Source organism: Blastomonas sp. CCH9-A1 (assembly GCF_001557175.1).
Lineage (GTDB): Bacteria > Pseudomonadota > Alphaproteobacteria > Sphingomonadales > Sphingomonadaceae > Blastomonas > Blastomonas delafieldii_A.
In genome coordinates this window covers 246919-266353 of record NZ_LSHM01000032.1, presented here as the reverse complement: position 1 = coordinate 266353, position 19435 = coordinate 246919, and the positions used below count along the sequence as shown (strand labels likewise).

Annotated in this window: 12 protein-coding genes; 11 read left to right on the top strand and 1 reads right to left on the bottom strand. The window is 65.9% G+C overall.

Annotated elements, in window-relative coordinates:
- Positions 1–2: 2 nt before the first annotated feature.
- The 4 genes from AX725_RS10970 to AX725_RS10955 all read left to right on the top strand — a co-directional run bounded on the left by AX725_RS10970 (position 3) and on the right by AX725_RS10955 (position 5050).
- The gene (locus AX725_RS10970) at positions 3–1727 is read left to right on the top strand and encodes a ShlB/FhaC/HecB family hemolysin secretion/activation protein (protein ID WP_066114957.1); all 1725 of its coding nucleotides are present in this window, start codon (positions 3–5) and stop codon (positions 1725–1727) included.
- A gap of 48 nt (positions 1728–1775) precedes the next feature.
- Positions 1776–2792 carry a threonine aldolase family protein gene (locus AX725_RS10965; protein ID WP_066114959.1) on the top strand — a complete coding sequence of 339 codons (1017 nt, stop codon included), beginning with the start codon at positions 1776–1778 and terminating at the stop codon, positions 2790–2792.
- Positions 2793–2842: 50 nt separating this feature from the next.
- Positions 2843–3751 (top strand): DMT family transporter, encoded by a 909-nt coding sequence (locus AX725_RS10960; protein ID WP_060978969.1) that lies wholly within the window; start codon positions 2843–2845, stop codon positions 3749–3751.
- Positions 3752–3850: 99 nt separating this feature from the next.
- On the top strand, positions 3851–5050 hold the full coding sequence (locus AX725_RS10955; RefSeq protein ID WP_060978959.1) for a glycoside hydrolase family 6 protein: 1200 nt from the start codon (positions 3851–3853) through the stop codon (positions 5048–5050).
- An 8-nt stretch (positions 5051–5058) separates the two neighbouring features.
- On the opposite strand, the gene AX725_RS10950 is transcribed toward AX725_RS10955, so the two are convergent.
- Positions 5059–6054, bottom strand: coding sequence for a LacI family DNA-binding transcriptional regulator (locus AX725_RS10950; RefSeq protein WP_231725714.1), 996 nt, complete (start codon positions 6052–6054; stop codon positions 5059–5061).
- A gap of 193 nt (positions 6055–6247) precedes the next feature.
- Here AX725_RS10950 and AX725_RS10945 point away from each other — a divergent pair, with 193 nt between their 5' ends.
- From AX725_RS10945 to AX725_RS10915, 7 genes are all read left to right on the top strand, one after another.
- On the top strand, positions 6248–8776 hold the full coding sequence (locus tag AX725_RS10945; protein ID WP_081096995.1) for a glycoside hydrolase family 3 protein: 2529 nt from the start codon (positions 6248–6250) through the stop codon (positions 8774–8776).
- 22 nt (positions 8777–8798) lie between these two features.
- Positions 8799–11423, top strand: a complete 2625-nt coding sequence (locus AX725_RS10940) for a TonB-dependent receptor (protein ID WP_060978957.1) — start codon at positions 8799–8801, stop codon at positions 11421–11423.
- Positions 11424–11550: 127 nt separating this feature from the next.
- On the top strand, positions 11551–12729 hold the full coding sequence (locus AX725_RS10935; protein ID WP_060978956.1) for an MFS transporter: 1179 nt from the start codon (positions 11551–11553) through the stop codon (positions 12727–12729).
- Between the two features lie 78 nt (positions 12730–12807).
- The gene (locus AX725_RS10930) at positions 12808–14091 is read left to right on the top strand and encodes a sugar MFS transporter (protein ID WP_060978955.1); all 1284 of its coding nucleotides are present in this window, start codon (positions 12808–12810) and stop codon (positions 14089–14091) included.
- 361 nt (positions 14092–14452) lie between these two features.
- Positions 14453–16060: a flavin monoamine oxidase family protein gene (locus AX725_RS10925; protein WP_155645704.1), complete on the top strand. Its 1608-nt coding sequence runs from the start codon at positions 14453–14455 to the stop codon at positions 16058–16060.
- On the top strand, positions 16057–16629 hold the full coding sequence (locus AX725_RS10920; RefSeq protein ID WP_060978953.1) for a GNAT family N-acetyltransferase: 573 nt from the start codon (positions 16057–16059) through the stop codon (positions 16627–16629). Before AX725_RS10925 ends, AX725_RS10920 begins: the two co-directional genes overlap by 4 nt.
- 110 nt (positions 16630–16739) lie before the next feature.
- Complete coding sequence (locus AX725_RS10915; protein WP_067513249.1) at positions 16740–19415, top strand: TonB-dependent receptor plug domain-containing protein; 2676 nt, start codon at positions 16740–16742, stop codon at positions 19413–19415.
- Positions 19416–19435 lie beyond the last annotated feature (20 nt).

Here is a 19435-nt window from a genome sequence, read left to right as displayed (position 1 = left end):
TCATGCTTGCGCTGATGCTGCAGGCGGTCGCAGCGCCCTGCACGCCTGTGCCCGATGCGGGGGCGAGCGGTATCGTCACCTATTGCGAGGTCGAGGTCCATGCCGAACCCGACATCGCCGCCATCGCCACGGCGGACAGCGCGGGGCTCGACTTTGGCGGGTTTGCAGTTCGCTATCGCAAGGACGAGCCGCTCGACGGGGAGTGGGTGCGGCAACAGGCGATCGCCAACGGCCTGGTCGGCGCGCCGGTGCCGCTCGACCGGATCGCGGCGGCGGTGCAGCAGATCAGCCTCGCCTATGTCCGCAACGGCTATGTCAATTCGGGCGTGCTGATCGATCCGGCGAGCGATCCGGCAGGCGGATCGCCGCTGGTTCTGCGGCTGGTGGCGGGAAGGCTGACCGGCGGCGCAGCGACGGTCGAATGGCAGGACGGCCGCCGACGCGGGCTAAGCGACGCCTATGTGCTGCGCCGCATGCCTTCGGGCCAGGCGATCCCGCTCAATGGCCTCGCGATCGAGCGCGATTTTCGCGCGCTTGCCGCCGACGACGCCATCGCCACGGTCAAGGCCGACCTTCAGCCCGGAACGCGCCCCGGCGAAGCGCAGCTCAGCCTGCTGGTCGATCCGGCCCCGCGCTTTGCAGTGCAGGCCAGCATCGCCAACAGCCGCTCGCCTGCGGTGGGCGGATGGCGCGTCGGCAGCGGTTTGGCGGTGCGCAATGCGCTTTTCGCAGGTGACCGGATCGCGCTCGACGCCGGGCTCACGGCGGGACGGCCCGATGCGCAGGTCGATTATGCCGCCCCGTTCCTCCATCCCGCGCTCCGCATTGAGGCACGCGGCGGCTATAATCGCGCGGCGGTGGTTGATGCGCCCTTGCGCAACCTCTCGATCCGCGCGCGCGACTGGTTCGTCGAGGGCGGCTTCGCGCTGACTCTGTGGGAGCGGCCGCTCAGTCCCGCCGCACTCGACGGCACGCCCGAGATCAGCGCGCAGTCGGTGACGTTGAGCAGCGGGGTGATCCACCGCGAGACGCGCACATTCCTTCTGGGGGAGCCCTTTTCGTTCAGCCCGGGATCGGTGCGCGGCCTGGCCGAATATTCGGCACTCCGGCTGGGTGCGGAGTGGACGCGGCGCAGCTCGGGCACGGTGTGGATCGCGCAAGGGCGCTTCACGCAAGGGTTTGAGGGGAGCCGATCGGACATTGTCGGCATTGCCGCGCCGTCGCCGCGCTTTCGCAGTTTTTCGGGCCAGATCAGCCATGCCCGGCGGTTGGGCGACAAGGGCTGGGAGCTGCGCGCGCGGCTCGCTGCGCAATATGGCGCCAGCATACTCTATGCCGGCGAGCGTTTCGTCGCGGGCGGCAGCGCTACCGTGCGCGGCTATCGCGAAAGCCTGGTGCTGGCCGATCGCGGCGTGATCGGATCGGTCGAGCTGGCACGGCCGGTGACCATTGGCTCGGGCGCGGTCGGCGCCCTGGGGCTGCGCTGGGGCAGCTTCACGCCGTCGGTTTTCGCCGATGGTGCGCTGATGCGCAACGCCACCCGTGCCTTCCAGCCGCAGCCGGGCGAAATCGCAAGCATCGGCGCGTCGCTTAGCTGGACGCCATCGCCTTCCTTGACGGCGCGCTTCACCTATGGGGCGGCGCTGATCGACGCGCCGATCACCGGCAGCCGCGACGTGCAGGATGACGGGCTTTCGTTTGCGCTGAGCTGGAACCACCGGTTCTGACATTTCAGCGGCTTGACCTTGGCCCGCGCGGCATTACCACACGCCGCCATGAAGTTCTTTTCCGACAATGCCGCCGCAGTCCATCCGCGCGTGATGGACGCCATCGCCGCCGCTAACCGGCTCGATTCGCCCTATGACGGCGATGCGCTCAGCCAGGCGCTCGACGACCGGTTCAGCCAGCTGTTCGGCACGCGGGTCAGGGCTTTGTGGGTGGCGACCGGCACGGCGGCCAATGCGCTCGCGCTCTCCGCCCTGTGCCCGCCGCACAAGGGGGTGATCTGCCACAAGATGGCGCATATCGAGCAGGACGAATGCGGCGCGCCGGGCTTTTTCATGCATGGCGCGAAGCTGATCCTGGCCGATGGCGAAGGCGCGAAGCTGAGCGCGGACGAGGTGGTGCGCGTCGCCAGCCAGATCCGCGACGATGTCCACCAGGTCCAGCCCGCCGCCGTCTCGATCACCAATGCCAGCGAATATGGCCTGACCTACACGGCCAAAGAGGTCGCCGCGATCGGCGAGGTCTGCAAGGCGCGCGGCCTCAAGCTGCACATGGATGGCGCGCGCTTTGCCAACGCCATCGCGTCGACCGGCGCGGACCCGGCGGACGTCACCTGGCGCGCGGGTGTCGACATGCTGAGCTTCGGCTGCGTCAAGAATGGCGGCATGAATGCCGAGGCGATCATCGTGTTCGACAACTGTCTCGCGCGCGAACTGCCTTATTTGCGCAAGCGCGCCGGGCAGCTCCAGTCCAAGGGGCGGTTTCTTGCCGCGCAGCTGCTGGCGATGCTTGAGGATGACCTGTGGCTCGCCAATGCGCGTGCCGCCAATGCAGGCGCGCAGGCGATCGCTGAGGCGGCGGGCGACCGCCTGCTCTATGCGGTCGAGGCCAATGAGGTGTTCGTGAAACTGAGCGCGGCCGAGGCCGCATCGCTGCGCGCGCAGGGCTTCGAATTCTACGACTGGGGAGAGATGAGCGAAGCGGGCGGCGAGGCCCGGTTCGTGACCGCCTGGGATCAGGATGCCGAAACCGTCGCGCCGCTCGCCGCTGCCATCGCCGCGCTGTGATGGCAAGCAGCGCGCCCGCCTCTGCGTCAGACACGCACGAAGAACCGTCGATGCTCTCGGCACGGGTGCTGGTGCCATTCCTGCTCGTCTCGCTGATCTGGGGTTCGACCTGGCTGGTGATCAAGGACCAGATTTCCAGCGTCCCGCCGACCTGGTCGGTCAGCTATCGCTTCGCGGTGGCGGCGATCGGCATGTTCGCGCTCGCCTGGTGGCGCAAGGCGCCGCTGAGGCTCGACCGTCAGGGTCAGCTGATCGCGCTCGCGCTCGGGCTGTTCCAGTTTTCGGCCAATTTCAACTTCGTCTACCGGTCCGAAGCGTACATCACCTCGGGCCTGCTCGCGGTGCTGTTCGCGATGCTGATGGTGCCCAATGCCCTGCTCTCGCGCATCTTCCTGGGTGCGCGGATCGCGGGCGGGTTCATCCTGGGCACGGCGGTGGCGCTGGCAGGTATCGCCTTGCTGTTCGTGCAGGAATATCGCGCGATGCCTGCCGATCTGTCGGACGTGATGAAGGGGCTGGGGCTCGCGCTGTGCGCGATCCTGTGCGCCTCGATCGCCAATGTCATGCAATCGGCCGAGCGGGTGAAAGCGATGCCGATATTGTCGCTGCTCGCATGGGCGATGCTGTGGGGCGCGCTGGGTAACGCCGCGCTCGGCTGGGCGCTCTACGGCGCGCCGGTATTCGAAAGCCGCCCGGCCTATCTCGGCGGGATCGTGTATCTCGGGCTGATGGGATCGGTGGTCACCTTCCCGATGTATTTCGCGCTGATCCGCGATATCGGCGCGGCGCGCGCGGCTTATAGCAGCGTGCTCGTACCGGTGGTGGCGATGGTGCTGTCGACCATGTTCGAGGGCTATCGCTGGAGCCTGCTCGCCGCTGCCGGAGCGGCGCTGGGCATGATCGGGCTGGTTATTGCGATGCGCGCGCGCACCCCCAGGACACCGCGCCTTTCGGGCTGATCGCTCCGGAGCGGATGCAGTTCTTCAGCACGCCGGTTGATTTGCTTCCGCGATGTCGCGATTCTCGCACGCGAAAACAGATATCCATAGGGAGCGGTGATGCGTCTGAAATTCCTCGCTTTTGTACTGGCGCTGCTAGTGCCCGCAGTCATGGCTGTGGCGGCAGTGAAACCGCCGACGCTCTTCGTCGATGAGCGCAGCACGACGGTTCAAGTTGCCGAGAAGCTCGAGGGTGCCGCTCGCGAGGATGCGCTGCTGTTGGCCCGAATTCCTTCGGCGACCTGGCTCGCTTACGGCACGCCCGAAATCGTCGAGGCCCAGGCCCGCGACGTCACCGAGCGCGCGGCGGCGAAGGGGCAAATCCCGGTGCTGGTCGCGTACAATATCCCTTATCGCGATTGTGCGCTCTATTCGGCGGGCGGAGCGGCGGATGGCGAGGCCTATCTCGCCTGGATAGCCGGGTTGGCGCGGGGGGTCGGCAATCGCCAGGCGATCATCGTTCTGGAGCCGGATGGCTTGGGCGTCATTCCCTGGCACCGCAATCTGGCGGGCGATCTGGAAGGATGCCGTCCCGACGGGCAGGACGAGGCGGCGGCGTCGCGGCGCTACGACCAGCTGCGCGGCGCGGTCGCAATCCTGGGCGCGCTTCCACGGGCGCGCGTCTATCTCGACGGCACCGGCAGCAGCTGGCTTGCGCCTGGCGAGATCGCGAACCGCCTGATCCGCGCCGATGTGGACAAGGTCGCGGGCTTCTTCCTCAACGTCTCGAATTTCGAGAGCGATGCGCGCGTCGTGCCTTATGCGCGCTGGGTCAGCGATTGCATCGCTCTGGTGACGCAGGGCGGGATGGACCCGCGGGCCTGCCCCAGCCAGTTCTCGGCCGAACCCTTTGAAAAGCCCAGCAACCGCAGGCGGATCGATTCCGACTATGACCGGCTGTTTGCCGAGCGGGGCCTTAAGCGCAAACCCGCGACGCAGAAGCACGCGCTGATCGATTCCAGCCGCAATGGCCTGGGCTCGTGGAAGCCGCCTGCCGGGCGCTATCGCGATGCCGAGGTCTGGTGCAATCCGCCGGGCCGGGGGCTGGGACGCCGCCCTACGCTGATCACGCGCGAAGCCTATGTCGATGGGTTTCTGTGGATCAAGGTGCCCGGCGAATCGGATGGCGCGTGTCTGCGCGGTACGGCGGGGCCGAACGATCCCGAGCGCGGGGTGAAAGCACCGGCGGCGGGTCAGTGGTTCGCAGGCCAGGCGCGCGAACTGATCGAGCGCGCCGAGCCGCCCCTGAAGCAGGAATAGCGGATCGGTCAGGCGGCCGGGGCAGCGGTGGACGCGCGAACCAGCAGTTCGTGCGCATGGTCGCGGCGCTGCGGCAGCTCGGGCACCGTCTTGCCGTCGAGCATCGCGATCAGCCGGTCGGCGGCATCCCAGGCCATTTGCGCGACCGGCTGGTTGACCGTCGTCAGCGGCGGCCAGGCGGTGCGCGATACCTCGGAATTGTCGAACCCGGCGACTGAAAGGTCCTGCGGCACCGACAGGCCCAGCTCTCGTGCCGCCGCGATCGCCGCCACGGCCATGTCGTCATTCTGCGCCAGGACCGCGCTGGGGCGTTTTTCGCCGGCAAGCAGCGTTCGCGCCACCTCATAGCCCACGGCATAAGTGAAATCGCCGGTGACGATCAGATCGTCGTCGATTGCAACGCCCGCCTCGGCAAAGGCGCGGCGATAGCCTTCGAGACGGCCGATACTCGCGGCGTGCGAGGGATCGCCCAGAATGATGCCGATCCGCCGATGCCCGAGCGCGAGCAGATGCTGCGCCACCGCATGGCCCGCCGCGCTCTCGTCCATCGCCACCACCAGCCCGCGATCGAGATCGCTGTGCGGGGTGATCCGCGCATAGGGCAGCCGCTGGCGTTCGAGCATGTCGAGCAGCAGCGGCTGGTCGCTGGCGGGAGGCGCGAGCAGCACTCCGTCGAGCCCGGCGCGCAGCAGCAGCTTGCCCAGCTCCTCGGGGCGGCTGGCGACATGCGCGAAGGGCAGCACCACCAGCCGGTAGCGGCCATCGTCGAGCCGGCTGAGCGCCCCGTTCTGCAGCTCGACGACATAGCTGGGGCTCGGCCGCTCATAGGTCAGCCCGATCAGGAACGAGCGCCGCGCGATCAGGCTCTGCGCCGCGAGATTGGGGTGATAGTCGAGCGCCTCGGCGGCCTCCTTCACCTTCTGCCGCACGGCGGCGCTGACATGGGGAGCATCGTTGAGCGCGCGCGAGACGGTCTTGGGCGTGACGCCTGCAACCCTTGCGATGTCGACGATCGTGGTTCGCTTCGAAATCGTCCCCTCCAGGCGGTTGGATGGCCCCCCCGGAACTGGGGGAACCGCTGCGACCCAGCTTCTCTTAGCGCCTCTCTTGACTTGTGTCGATGGATAGCGGTAAACGTTGACCGAGAATCGGTAAACGTTGTCAGGCGCATCAACCGCCGACAGGATGGGAGGGATGATGATCGTGCCGCGTGGGGCTGTCCTTGCATTGCGTGCTGTGTCGCTTGCGGCGCTCGCCTGGCCCCTGGCGCTGGGGATCGCGCCGCTTGCCGCCGCTACCGATGCCACCACCGCTGCGGCAGGCGCCAGCGCCGAAGCGCATGCCGAGCTCTGGCCGCAGCGCGAATCGAAGCTGAACCCCGATGCCGAGATTGAACGCCGGATCGACGCGCTGATCGCGGCGATGTCGATCGAGCAGAAGGTCGGGCAGATCGTCCAGGCCGATATTGCCAGCGTCACGCCCGACGACGTCCATCGCTATCATCTGGGCTCCGTGCTCAACGGCGGCAATTCGGACCCCGGCAACCGCTACAACGCGCCCGCCAAGGACTGGCTTGCCGCTGCCGATGCCTTCTACGCCGCGTCGATGAAGCCCAATGGCAAGCTGCCGCGCATCCCGATCATCTGGGGCAGCGATGCGGTGCACGGGCACAATAATGTCGTCGGCGCGACACTGTTTCCGCACAATATCGGCCTGGGTGCCGCGCGGAACCCCGAGCTCGTCCGCAAGATCGGCGAGGCGACCGCGATCGAGATGCGCGTCACCGGGCTCGACTGGACCTTCGCGCCGACGCTGGCGGTAGTGCGCGACGATCGCTGGGGCCGCACCTATGAGGGCTTTGGCGAAAGCCCCGAGATCGCGACCAGCTATGCCGCGCCGCTGATCGAGGGGCTGCAGGGCAAGGTCGGCGATTCCGACTGGCTGCGCGGGCCGCATATCATCGCCACGGCCAAGCATTTCCTGGGCGATGGCGGCACGCATGCCGGCAAGGACCAGGGCGATGCCCAGATGGCCGAGGCACCCTTACGCGACCTGTTCAGCCCGCCCTATCTCCCCGCGCTCGACGCCGGGGTGCAATCGGTGATGGTCAGCTTCTCGAGCTGGAACGGCGTGAAGATGCACGGCAACCGCTCGCTGCTGACCGATGTGGTCAAGCAGCGCTGGAATTTCGACGGCTTCCTGGTCGGCGACTGGAACGGCCATGGCCAGGTCGCAGGCTGCACCGCGACTGACTGTGCTGCCTCTGCCGTGGCCGGGCTCGACATGTACATGGCGCCGGACAGCTGGAAGACGCTCTGGCGCACCACGCTGGAGCACGCGAAAAAGGGCACGCTGCCGATGGTGCGGCTCGACGATGCGGTGCGCCGCATCCTGCGCGTCAAGCTGCGCGCCGGGCTGTTCGAGGCGGGCAAGCCCTCTGCCCGGCCCTATGGCGGGCGGTTCGAGCTGCTGGGCAGCGCGGAGCACCGCGCGCTGGCGCGGCAGGCGGTGCGCGAATCGCTGGTGCTGCTCAAGAATGCGGGCAGCGTCCTGCCGCTCAAACCCGGCGCGAAGATCCTGGTCGCGGGCGACGGCGCGGACAACCTCACCAAGCAGACCGGCGGCTGGACGCTGAGCTGGCAGGGCACGGGGACGAAGCGCAGCGATTTCCCCAACGCCCAATCGATCTGGGAAGGCATTGACGAGCAGGTCAGGGCCGCAGGCGGCACCGCGACGCTCTCGCCCGATGGCAGCTTTGCGGCCAAGCCCGATGTCGCGATCGTGGTGTTCGGCGAGGAGCCCTATGCCGAGTTCCAGGGCGACCGGCCCGATGTCGGTTACGACGATGCGACGTCGCTCGCGCTGCTGCGCAAGCTCAAGGCAGCGGGCATTCCCACCGTCTCGGTCTTCCTTTCGGGCCGGGCGATGTGGGTCAACCCGTTCCTCAATGCTTCGGATGCGTTCGTCGCGGCCTGGCTGCCGGGATCGGAAGGCGGCGGCGTGGCCGACATGCTTTTCGGCAAGGCCGATTTTCGCGGCAAGCTGCCCTATAGCTGGCCGAAATCGAGCGACCAGACCGCGGTCAATATCGGCGACGCCAATTACGATCCGCTATTTGCCTACGGCTTCGGCCTGACGCTCGCCGACAAGGGCGACCTCGCCCCGCTGCCCGAGGGGCGCGCCAGTGTCGCCGCTGCCGATCCGGGCGTGCTGTTTGCCGCGGGCAAGCCTGGCGCGGGGCGGCGGTTGCTGATCGGTCCGCCGGGCGCGCTTTCCACCAATCCCGGTCCCGATCTGATCGAGGCGCGGGCGGCAGACCGCATCGCGCAGGAAGATTCGGTGCGGCTGCGCTGGACCGGCGCCGGGCCTGCGGTTGCCGCGATCATGATGGGCGAGGCGGAGGATCTCTCGCGCCAGTCGAACGGCGACCTGGCGCTCGAGATCGAACTCAGGGTCGATACCCCGCCCACGGCTGATGTCAGCCTGGTCATGGGGTGCGGCGCGCAGTGTGCTGGCGGCTTCCCGCTCGCCCCCATGCTCACTGCCGCCGCAAAGACCGGCAAATGGACCCGCATCGCGGTGCCGCTGAGCTGCTTCGCCAAGGCCGGGGTCGACATGACCCGCGTCGACACGCCGCTCAGCCTCGCGACCGCAGGAAAGCTCGAAATCGTCATGTCCTCGGCGAAAATCGTCTCGCCGACCGGACCCGTCATTCAATGCAAATAATATCAGGATTAGGGAGGATGTCATGAAGAGGAACCAGTTCGCACGCGCCGCGCTGTTTGCGCTGCTGTCGGCCACGGCGGCGATGCCCGCTTATGGCCAGGAGCGCCCTGCAGAGGGCGCGGACAGCGACAAGGACGAGATCATCGTCACCGCCAACCGGCGCGAGGAAAATTCGCAGGACGTCTCGGGCGTGGTCCAGTCGCTGGGGGCAGAACAGCTGCGCCAGGACGGCATTGTCGAGCTGCGCCAGCTGCAGCTCGCAGTGCCGGGTCTCAGCATCGCCAACCAGGAAGGCAATGTCGAAATCTTCATCCGTGGCGTCGGCTCGGCCAACAATACCGAGCTCGGCGATCCCGGCGCTGCCCCACATCTCAACGGCACCTATATCCCGCGTCCGCGCGGGCTGGGCCTGATGTTCTACGACCTCGAGCGCGTTGAGGTGAACAAGGGGCCGCAGGGCACGCTCTACGGACGCAATGCGCTGGCCGGCACGCTCAACATCATCACTGCCAAGCCCAGGCTGGGTCAGTTCGGCGGCTATGCCCAGGCCGAATATTCGAACCGCTCGTCTTACGCTGCCGAAGGCGCGATCAACGTGCCGCTTGGCAGCACTGCAGCGCTCAGGGCAGCGGCCTATTACATCAACCGTGATTACGGCTTCAACAATGTCTCGACCGGCGCACCGGCAAACACGCTCAAGCCCGCTGGCCTTGAAGAGAATTACGCCGGACGCCTGTCGTTCCTGTGGGAGCCGAGCGACCGGCTCAGCATCTCGATCGTCGGCGATTATGGCAGGGAAACGGGCACCGGCTATCCGGGCGCGAACATTTTCAACGCCGTGGCCACCACCGGCATCCGGCCCGAAAAGCTGAACCTCAGGGATGTGGTCTATCGCGGGCTGCAGGGGGACATGGAGAACGAGCTCTGGGGCGTCCAGGGCAAGATTGCCTATGATTTCGGCACGTTTGGCGCGGAGCTGACCGGAAGCTATCGCTCGGTCGATTTCTATCAGGTCAACGCCTCAAGCGACGGTATCGACTTCCCCGGTCGTGACCTGTCGGCGGTGCAGTACGACAATTTCTCGGGCAATTTCTGGCAGACCAAGTCCAAGAGCCAGGTTTACGAGGCGCGGATCTTCGCCAACGAGGATCAGCCGTTCCGCTGGAATCTGGGCGGCTTCTATTTCAACGAGGACCAGGCCGTTGGCTATCTCGCGCTCGCCGATCGCGGCTATTGCTGCTATTCGGCGACCGAATTCGTCATGCCCGACGTGAAGGGCGAGAGCTTCGCCTTCTATGCCGACGGCACCTATGACGTCGCCGACCGGCTGCGGCTGATCGCGGGTATCCGATATACCGAGGAGGAGAAATCGCGCTTCGGTATCGGCGGCAACTGGGCGCTGACGCTGGGCGGGGAGGATTTCGCCTGCTGTTTCGCGACGCGTTTGGGAACCGAAGGCTTCCGCCCGGCGCTGCTCGACCGGCCCAATTTCAACGTGTCGAACATCACCACGCCGCGCGGCCAGGCGCAGTTCCTGATCGAGGGCATCGCGCGCCCGGGCCTGCGCGACACGCTGATCGCACAGATCGGATCGATCGCCAATGGCACCAACCCCAATGGCACCTGTATCGACCGGCCCGATATCGACAATGGCTTCGTCAACTGCCCCGCAGTCAATCCCTCGAACACCAATGGCGGGTTCAGCTATGCCAATCTCACCATTCCCGGCCAGCAGGTCGGCCGCGCCAAGTTCGATTTCATCGACTGGCGCGTGGGCGTGGAGTTCGACATCGACGACGACCACATGCTCTATGCCAAGGTCTCGACCGGGCACAAATCGGGCGGCTTCAACGACAGCTTCAACGGATCGACCATTCCCGAAGAGTTCCGGCCCGAGGATCTGCTGGTCTATGAGGTCGGCAGCCGCAACGCCTTCGACCTGTTCAACCGCCCGGCGGTGTTCAACCTCACCGGCTTCTACTATGACTATAATAACCAGGTCTTCCAGGACCTGACCTGCATCAATCTCGATACCACCCAGGCACCGCCAGTCTGCAACGGCTATTCGCTGGTCAACCGCAATATCGGTGCCTCGCGCATCTATGGTGCAGAAGCCGAATTGCGCTTCAAGCTGCCGGGCAATTTCGCTGTCGATCTGAACGCGGCGTTCCTCGATACCAAGATCACGCGTGGCACCGTGGCCGATGCGCGCGCGCAGGATTTTGGCGCGGGCGGCAATTCACCGCTGATCAGCCTTGTCGGCAACCGTCTGCCCCTGGCGTCGAAGATCAACATCAGTGCGCGGCTGTCACAATCCTTCCAGGCGGGGCCCGGCCGGTTCGACTGGCAAGCGCTGCTCAACTACCGTTCGTCCTTCTTCCTCAGCCAGTTCAACGAGGACGATATCGTCTTTCTTGACGGAACCCGCCAGACGGCGCTTTCTGCAGGCTTTGCCGATCGTCAGAACGGCTTTGCAACCCTCAACCTGGGCATGGGATACACGGTCAACAACTATCGGATCGAGGCATGGGCGAGCAATTTCCTCGACGAGATCGCCTCGCAAAAGGCGCTGGTGGGCTCTTCGCTCAACATCCGCTTCCTCAACGATGCCCGCAGCTATGGCATTCGTTTCCGCGTCGACTTCTAGCCAAAAGGGGGCCAAGGTCCGGATCGTTCGCCCCAGGCGGCGCGCGATCCGGTACAATGGGCCTGATACGAGGCCGATGAAGGCAGAGGTAGCTGGAACAGGACATGAGCGGCGGGCGGCTGACATTGTGACCGGGCCCCTTACGCGCCTGTCGCCTGCATTCCTGCCGCTCTATGCGCTCGCCTATGCCGGCGGCGTGATCGCCTATACGCCCTTCCTGATGCTGGTGCTGCCAGCGCGGGTGACCGAGCTTGCCGGCAGCGATGACGTGCGCTGGCTGGGCTATATCGTGTTTGCTGGCGCGCTGGCGGCGAGCGCTGCAGGCGTGGCGTCGGGCTGGCTGAGCGATGCGACGCGCCGCCGCCGCTCCTGGGTCGCGGCCGGGCTGGCCGCCACGGTCGGGCTGCAACTGGCGATCGTCTGGTGCGACACGGTGATGGCGCTGCTCTGGCTGGTCGTCGCCTGGCAGATCGCGCTCAACCTGATGCTGACGCCGCTGATAGCCTGGGCTGGGGATGTGGTGCCCGATGATCGCAAGGGCCTGCTCGGCGGCCTCTTGTCGCTCGCACCGCCGCTGGGCGCGCTTTCGGCGATGCTGCTGCCGACAGCGGCGGAGGGGCTGGCGACACGCGCCGCGACCATCGCCGCCATGACATTGGTGCTGGTGCTGCCGCTGCTGCTGTTTGCGCGATCAGGACCCTTTCCGGACGCAGATCGTTCCACCCGCCGACCCGCTGCAATTGCGCGCGCCGCCTCCGTCGTCCAGCGCGTATGGCTGGCGCGGCTGCTGATGCAGCTGTCGGGCGCGGCGCTGGCCGCCTATCTCTATTTCTGGCTCCGCAGCCTCGACCCCACGATGGACGATGCGGCCAAGATGCTGCTCTATGCGGCGGGGCTCGGCCTGTCGGTGGGCGCGGCGCTGCTGCTGGGGCGGTGGAGCGACCACCATGGCCGTCCGTTTCAGGCGCTGGCGCTGACCGCGCTGGTCGCCTCGGCGGGGTTGCTGGTCATGGCGCTGGCCGGAACCCCTGCCACCGCCAAGCTGGCCTATCTGGCGTTCGTCACCGCCAATGCTGCCTTCCTGGCGCTGCATGCCAGCCAGACGCTGCGCATCCTGCCGGATGCCGCCTCGCGCGGCCTGGGTATCGGGCTGTTCAATCTCACCAACACCGCGCCATCGCTGATCATGCCGTGGATCGCGATCACGATGGTGCCCGATTTCGGCTATGCCAGCCTGTTCCTGGTACTTGCCCTATTGGCGCTGGCGTCAGCGCTGCTGCTGCTCAGCCTGCCGAACGACGCGTGATGCCGCTTGGCCGCGCGTCCAATTGCTCTATTCAAGGCGAGGCGGGCCAAGACCTGCCGATAATGTGAGGATGATCGAATGGCGCTTGCACCGCAGAACATGAATGGCAAACCCGGCGTCGCGACCGACCATGTCGACGCGCCCGAGCTCAGACTGTTCGTGTTCGGGCTGTTCTTCATCTTCGGCGGCATCACCTCGCTCAACGACGTGATCATCCCCAAGCTGAAAGAGCTGTTCACGCTCAACTATACCCAGGCGATGCTGGTGCAGTTCTGCTTCTTCACCGCCTATCTGCTGATCGGCATTCCCGGCGCCAAGCTGGTCAAGAAAGTCGGTTACATGCGCGGCGCCGTATGCGGACTGCTGCTGATGATGCTCGGCTGCCTGCTGTTCATTCCCGCCTCGCGCAACGCGACCTATGGCCTGTTCCTGTTTGCGCTGTTCGTGCTGGCAAGCGGCGTCGTGATCGTCCAGGTCGTCGCCAATCCGCTGATCTCGATGCTGGGCAAGCCCCAGACCGCACACAGCCGCCTGACGTTCGCGCAGGCGTTCAATTCGCTTGGCACCACCGTCTTCCCGATCGTGGGTTCGGCGCTGATCCTCGGCAGCCTCGCCAGCCTCAGCGCGGACCAGCTTTCCGGCCCCGCGCTCGATGCCTATCGCACCGCCGAAAGCCAGGCGATCGTCAATGGCTATCTCGGCATCGCCGCCGCGATCGCGGTGGTGGCCGGCGTGGTCTGGCTGTTCCGCAACCGGTTGAAGGGCGAAACGCACGAGGCGAGCAGCGGTCTGGCCGGGTTCGACCTGCTCGCGCGCCAGCGCTTCGGCTTCGGCGCGCTGTGCATCTTCCTCTATGTCGGCGCCGAGGTCGCGATCGGATCGCTGATCGTCAACTATCTGATGCAGGCGCATGTCATGGCACTGGGCGAACAGGCGGCGGGCAAGCTGATCGGCCTGTACTGGGGGGGCGCGATGGTCGGGCGGTTCATCGGATCGGGCGTGATGCGCTTCGTCAGCCCCGGCACGCTGCTCGCTGCCGTGGCCGCAGGCGCGATCACGCTGATCCTCGTCTCGACGAGCACGCAAGGCATGGTCTCGGGCTACAGCCTGCTCGCCATTGGCCTCATGAACGCGATCATGTTCCCGACCATCTTCAGCCTGGCGTGCGAGGACCTGGGTCCGCGCGCGGCCGACGGATCGGGCATCATCAACATCGCGATCTTCGGCGGGGCGGTGATCCCGCTCGCCACCGGCGCGATCGCCGACCTGTCGGGCCAGCTCGGCCTGGCTCTGGTGCTGCCGGCCCTGTGCTATGCGGTGATCGGCGGATATGGCTGGTATGCGCGCAGCCGGATCGCCTGATTGCAGCACAGCCTGAGCGAGCTTGGCCAGGGTCGCGATGGAGGGCTTGTGCCGCAGCGCACAATAATTTTTTCGCACGTGCGAAGAATCCTCTTGCGCACGTTTGCAAACGATGTTTCTATTCGACGATCAGCTGAGAATAGACGTTTTCGGTTAAGAACGAGCGGTTTCTGCACATTTTATTGCAGGCACGCTTGATCTGGTTTCACCAGTTATTTTGTATCGCACAACAAGGCGGCCACCCGACAAGGGCGGCGCAACCCTGCGCGTTGGCCAGGGAAAGCGCTGCGTCGGGATGGCCTGGCCATGACGGGTGAGGGTGTCGGCAAGGCCTGCATTTTCGAATGGGGGCATTCACAAGGTGATCACACGCAGAACGATGCTGCACCGGATCGGTGCGGCCGGGGGAGTTGCGGCCGTCGCGGGCGCAATGCAGTCGATGGGCTGGTTCGGAGTCGCTGAGGCTGCAGCGCTCGAACCGATGCCGGGCGATCTGGGCAACGGCCGCTCGGTGGTGGTGCTCGGTGCCGGATTTGCCGGGCTGGTTGCGGCCTATGAACTCGAACAGCGCGGATTTGCGGTCACATTGCTCGAAGCGCGGGGACGCGTCGGCGGCAAGGCCTGGACGGTGCGCGATGGTGATCGCATCACGATGTTGGGCGAGGACGACCAGGTCGCCCGCTTTTCCGAAGGCCTGTATTTCAACGCCGGCCCTGCACGCCTGCCCAGTTTCCACCAAGGTGTGCTCGGCTATGCCAAGCGCTTCGGCGTGCCGCTCGAAGTCGAGGTCAATTCCAGCCGCTCGGCCTATCTGGTCGCGAAGAACGGCAGCAAGTTGCGCATGCGCACCGCGATCAACGACATGCGCGGTCATGTCTCCGAACTGCTCGCCAAGGCGGTCAACCAGGGCGCGCTCGATACCGCGCTCAGCGTCGAGGAAAAGGCGAAGCTGCTGCCGTTCCTGAAAGCCTATGGCGATCTGCAGGGCGACTATGCGTTCAAGGGAACGACCCGCTCGGGCTTCAGGACAGGGCCGGGGGCGGGGATATCGAGCTTCGAGACCGCCAATGCGCCGGTGCCGCTCGCCGATTTGCTCGCCAACGAGCAGCTTGGCATGATGGGCTTCGAGGACAATCTCTACATGCAGGCGACCATGTTCCAGCCGGTGGGCGGCATGGACCAGATTTCGGTCGGCATCGAGCGCAACCTGAAGAAACGCGCGGTGCTGAACGCGGATGTCCAGCGCATCCGCCAGAGCGAGGCCGGGGTGGAGATCGCCTATATCGACACGGCCGGCGGCGCGGCGCGGGTCATCAGGGCCGATTACTGCGTGTGCACCATTCCCTTTCCGGTGCTGGCCAGGATCGAGGCCAATTTTGCCAAGCCTGTCGCCAGCGCGATTGCGGGCGTACTTTACGAGGATTCGAACAAGGTTGCGTTCGAGGCACCGCGTTTCTGGGAGCGCGACCAGATCTATGGCGGGCTCACCTTTGTCGGCGGCGAGACCAGCCTGATCTGGTATCCCTCCTGGGGCCTGCACAGCGAAAGGGGCATGATCCTGGGCTGTTACAGCTCGGGCGAGCCGGGCAAGGCCTTTGCCAAAAGGCCGATCGCCGAACAGATCGCGATGGCGCGCGCCGCGATCGAGAGCGTCCATCCCGGCCATGGTGCCGATTGCACCGCTCCGCTGGTCGTCAACTGGCGCAAGATTCCCTATAGCCTCGGCCCCTGGCCCAACTGGAACCCCGGCGTGCGCGATCGCGGCGAGCATCCGATGACCGACACGCCCGCCTTCCGCTTGCTCAACCAGCCCGATGGCCGCATCTTCTTCGCCAGCGCCGCGCTCAGCCAGACGCCCGGCTGGCAGGAGGGCGCGCTGCAGTCCGCACATGCGACCGTTGCCGCGCTGGTCGACCAGATGCGTGCCCGGGCGCTGACCGAACCGACCAGGAGTGCCCAAGCCGCATGATCATCCGCCCCGCCCGATCCGAGGAGATACCCGCGCTCGAGCGGCTGATTGCCGCTTCGGCACGGCAGCTCAGCATCGGCTTCTATTCGCCGCAAGAGACCGAGGCGGCAATCAAGCATGTGTTCGGGGTCGACAGCGAACTGGTCGGCGACGGCACCTATCTGGTGGTCGAACTGGACGGCCGGATCGCCGGATGCGGGGGATGGAGCCGCAGGGCTACCCTGTTCGGCTCGGACCGCTTTGCCGATCGGCAGATGGGCTTTGTCGATCCCGCCAAGGCGCCCGCGAAGATCAGGGCCTTTTTCATCGCGCCCGAATTCGCGCGGCGCGGCATCGGCGCGGCATTGCTCGACGCGTGCGAAGCGGCGGCGCGCGCGGCAGGCTTCACCCAGGCCGAGCTGATGGCGACGCTGCCCGGCGTGCCCTTCTATGCCGCCTTTGGCTATCGCGCCGAGGGTGAGGTCGTACAGCATTATGACGGTATCGCGCTGCGCTTCGTGCCAATGCGCAAGAGCCTTTTCGAACCGACAGGGAAGGAGGCCGTACCCGAAACGGCAGCCCAGACATAATCTCATGAAATGTCATCGCAGGAACGAACCAACACACCCGGACCAAAGAGCCCGGGCATTGGGAAGATGATGATCTGAAGGCCCACACGCAAAACAAACGGGGGCTTTAGATGAGAATGAATGGAGGTATTTCGCGGGCCGTGCTCGCGACGGCACTGCTCGCCGCGCCGCAGACCGGCTGGGCCGCAGCTATGGCCGATACGGCCGAGCAGCCGGTGGCCGACGCCGCAGCGCAGGAAGATGACGCGCCCGAAAGGGCCGATATCGTCGTCACCGGCACGCGGCGCACCGACCGCACCGTGATCGAATCCTCGGTGCCGATCGACGTCTTCACCAACGAGGATCTGGCGACCCAGTCCAGCCCGCAATTGCAGACCATCCTGCAGACGCTGGTCCCCTCGTTCAACCAGCAGCGCAACCTGCTCGGCGATGCCTCGGCTTTTGTCCGCCCGCCGACGCTGCGCGGCCTTCCGCCCGACCAGATCCTGGTGCTGATCAACGGCAAGCGCATGCACCGCTCGGCGCTGGTGCAGGTCGCCGGCGGCCAGTTGGCGCAGGGCTCGCAAGGGCCCGATCTGTCGCAGATTCCCGGTCAGGCGCTGGGCCGCATCGAGGTGCTGCGCGATGGCGCATCGGCGCTCTACGGGTCGGATGCGATCGCGGGCGTGATCAATCTGGGGCTGAGCACCAAGGACAGCGGCATCGACATGCAGGCGCGCTATGGCCAGACCTATCAGGGCGACGGCCAGGACACGCAGATCTCGGCGATTGCCGGGTTCAAGCTCGGCAGCGATGGCGGCTTCTTCAACGTCACCGGCGAGTTCATCGACCAGAATATCTGGGACCGTTCGGCCCCGCGCCCCGAAATTGCGCCGCTCGTCGCCGCCGGAATCCGCCCGCCGATCGCCAAGGGCAACCGCCTGGGTCAGCCCGAAAACCGCGCCTATCGCGTGGTGCTCAACGCCTCGCTGCCGCTGGGCGACAGGGACGAGCTGTACCTCTTCGGCAATTGGGGCACGCAGCGCCAGGGCAATGACTTCAACTATCGCCGCCCGATCGGCGTCACCACCACCGCCATTCCCGGTCGCGGGCCCGGCTTCGGCAATACCGGATCGTTCGGCAAGTCGATCAACACCACCTATCTCGACCGGCTACCCAACGGCAATTTCAGCGAGACCGGCCGCACTTTCGAAGCGAGCCAGATCTTCCCCAACGGCTTCACCCCGTTCTTCGAGGCCGAGAACGAGGATTTCGCGATCGTTGGCGGTTACAAGGGAGAGACCGGTTTCGGGATGACCTATGACCTGTCGGGATCGACCGGTACCAACAAGATCCGCTATTTCATGAGCAACACGCTCAACCCCTCGCTGGGGCCTGACAGCCCGACCAGCTTCTATCTCGGCAAGCTGGTGCAGACCGAAACCAACCTCAATCTTGATCTCAGCTATCCCTGGGAGATCGGGCTGGCAAGCCCGCTCAACGTCGCGGGCGGCTTCGAATTCCGGCGCGAGAGCTATGAGGTGGGGCTGGGCGACCGGGCATCCTGGGTCACAGGTCCCTTCGCCGCGCAGACGGTGCAGCGCGCCAACGGCACCACCTTCCTGTCGACCAAGCCGGTCGGCGCGAACGGCTTTCCCGGCTTCGGCCCGGATTCGGTGACCTCGGGCGGGCGCAACAGCGTGTCGGCCTATCTCGACCTCGAGGCCGATATCGTCGAGAGCTTCACCCTGTCGGGCGCGCTGCGCTATGACCGGTTCACCGATTTCGGCGATACCGTGAACGGCAAGATCTCGGCGCGCTGGGCGATTGCCGATGCGATCGCGGTGCGCGGCAATTTCAACACCGGCTTTCGCGCGCCGACGCCGGGCCAGCAATTCACCCAGAATGTGCAGACCGCCTTTCCCAATGGCAGTCCGGTGCCGGTCGCGGTCGCAACGGTGCGGCCCGACAGCATCGTCGGCATCGCTTATGGTTCATCGCCGCTCAAGCCCGAGAAATCGACCAGCTTTTCGGGCGGCCTGGTGCTGACGCCGGGCGGCGGCTTCACCTTCACGCTCGACTATTACAACATCAAGGTGAAGGACCGCATCGGCATCACGGGCAATTTCAACGTGACCGCCGCAAACCGCACGGCCTTGCTGGGCCTTGGCGTCGCCAATGCGCTCGATCTGGGGCAGATCAACTTCTTCACCAACGGCTTTGCCACACGCACCCAGGGCATCGACGCGGTGCTGACCCACAAGGCGACGACCGGCATCGGCAGCTTCAACACCAGCCTGGCGGTCAACTGGAACAAGACCGAGGTGACCAGCATCCGCTCGGTGGTGCAATCGGCGGCGATCGGCGGCACCGCACAGCCGCTGATCGACCGCGTGCGCGAGGGCAATATCGAGGAATCCCTGCCACGCTGGCGGGCGGTGCTGTCGGAGACGTTCACCAGCGGCATGTTCGACGTGACCGCGCGGGTGAACTATGCGAGCTCCATCACCACCTTCTTCGCGCCGGCGACCGGCTTCGACCCCGCCTTCGCCTCGCTCTATCCCAATCCCTGGCCCAAGACCTTCGATGCCGAAATCTGGGCCGATCTCGAGGTCGGGATCACCTTTGCCGAGAAATACCGCATTGCGGTGGGCGGACAGAACATCTTCGACAATGTTCCCGAGCGCGAGACCCGCAACATCTATCCGCAGACCGGCGGCGCGGCCAATGGGTCCTTCTATCCCGATACATCGCCGCTCGGCTGGGCGGGTGGCTTCTGGTATGTCCGGGGCACCGTGAGCTTCTGACGTTCGTTCCCGGCCCCGGC

What these genes read in the sequence shown, in the direction of transcription:
- AX725_RS10945 (WP_081096995.1), top strand. Translation starts at nt 6,248, where the DNA reads ATGATCGTGCCGCGTGGGGCTGTCCTTGCATTGCGTGCTGTGTCGCTT.
- AX725_RS10970 (WP_066114957.1), top strand. Translation starts at nt 3, where the DNA reads ATGCTTGCGCTGATGCTGCAGGCGGTCGCAGCGCCCTGCACGCCTGTG.
- AX725_RS10940 (WP_060978957.1), top strand. Translation starts at nt 8,799, where the DNA reads ATGAAGAGGAACCAGTTCGCACGCGCCGCGCTGTTTGCGCTGCTGTCG.
- AX725_RS10920 (WP_060978953.1), top strand. Translation starts at nt 16,057, where the DNA reads ATGATCATCCGCCCCGCCCGATCCGAGGAGATACCCGCGCTCGAGCGG.
- AX725_RS10960 (WP_060978969.1), top strand. Translation starts at nt 2,843, where the DNA reads ATGCTCTCGGCACGGGTGCTGGTGCCATTCCTGCTCGTCTCGCTGATC.
- AX725_RS10930 (WP_060978955.1), top strand. Translation starts at nt 12,808, where the DNA reads ATGGCGCTTGCACCGCAGAACATGAATGGCAAACCCGGCGTCGCGACC.
- AX725_RS10915 (WP_067513249.1), top strand. Translation starts at nt 16,740, where the DNA reads ATGAGAATGAATGGAGGTATTTCGCGGGCCGTGCTCGCGACGGCACTG.
- AX725_RS10955 (WP_060978959.1), top strand. Translation starts at nt 3,851, where the DNA reads ATGCGTCTGAAATTCCTCGCTTTTGTACTGGCGCTGCTAGTGCCCGCA.
- AX725_RS10965 (WP_066114959.1), top strand. Translation starts at nt 1,776, where the DNA reads ATGAAGTTCTTTTCCGACAATGCCGCCGCAGTCCATCCGCGCGTGATG.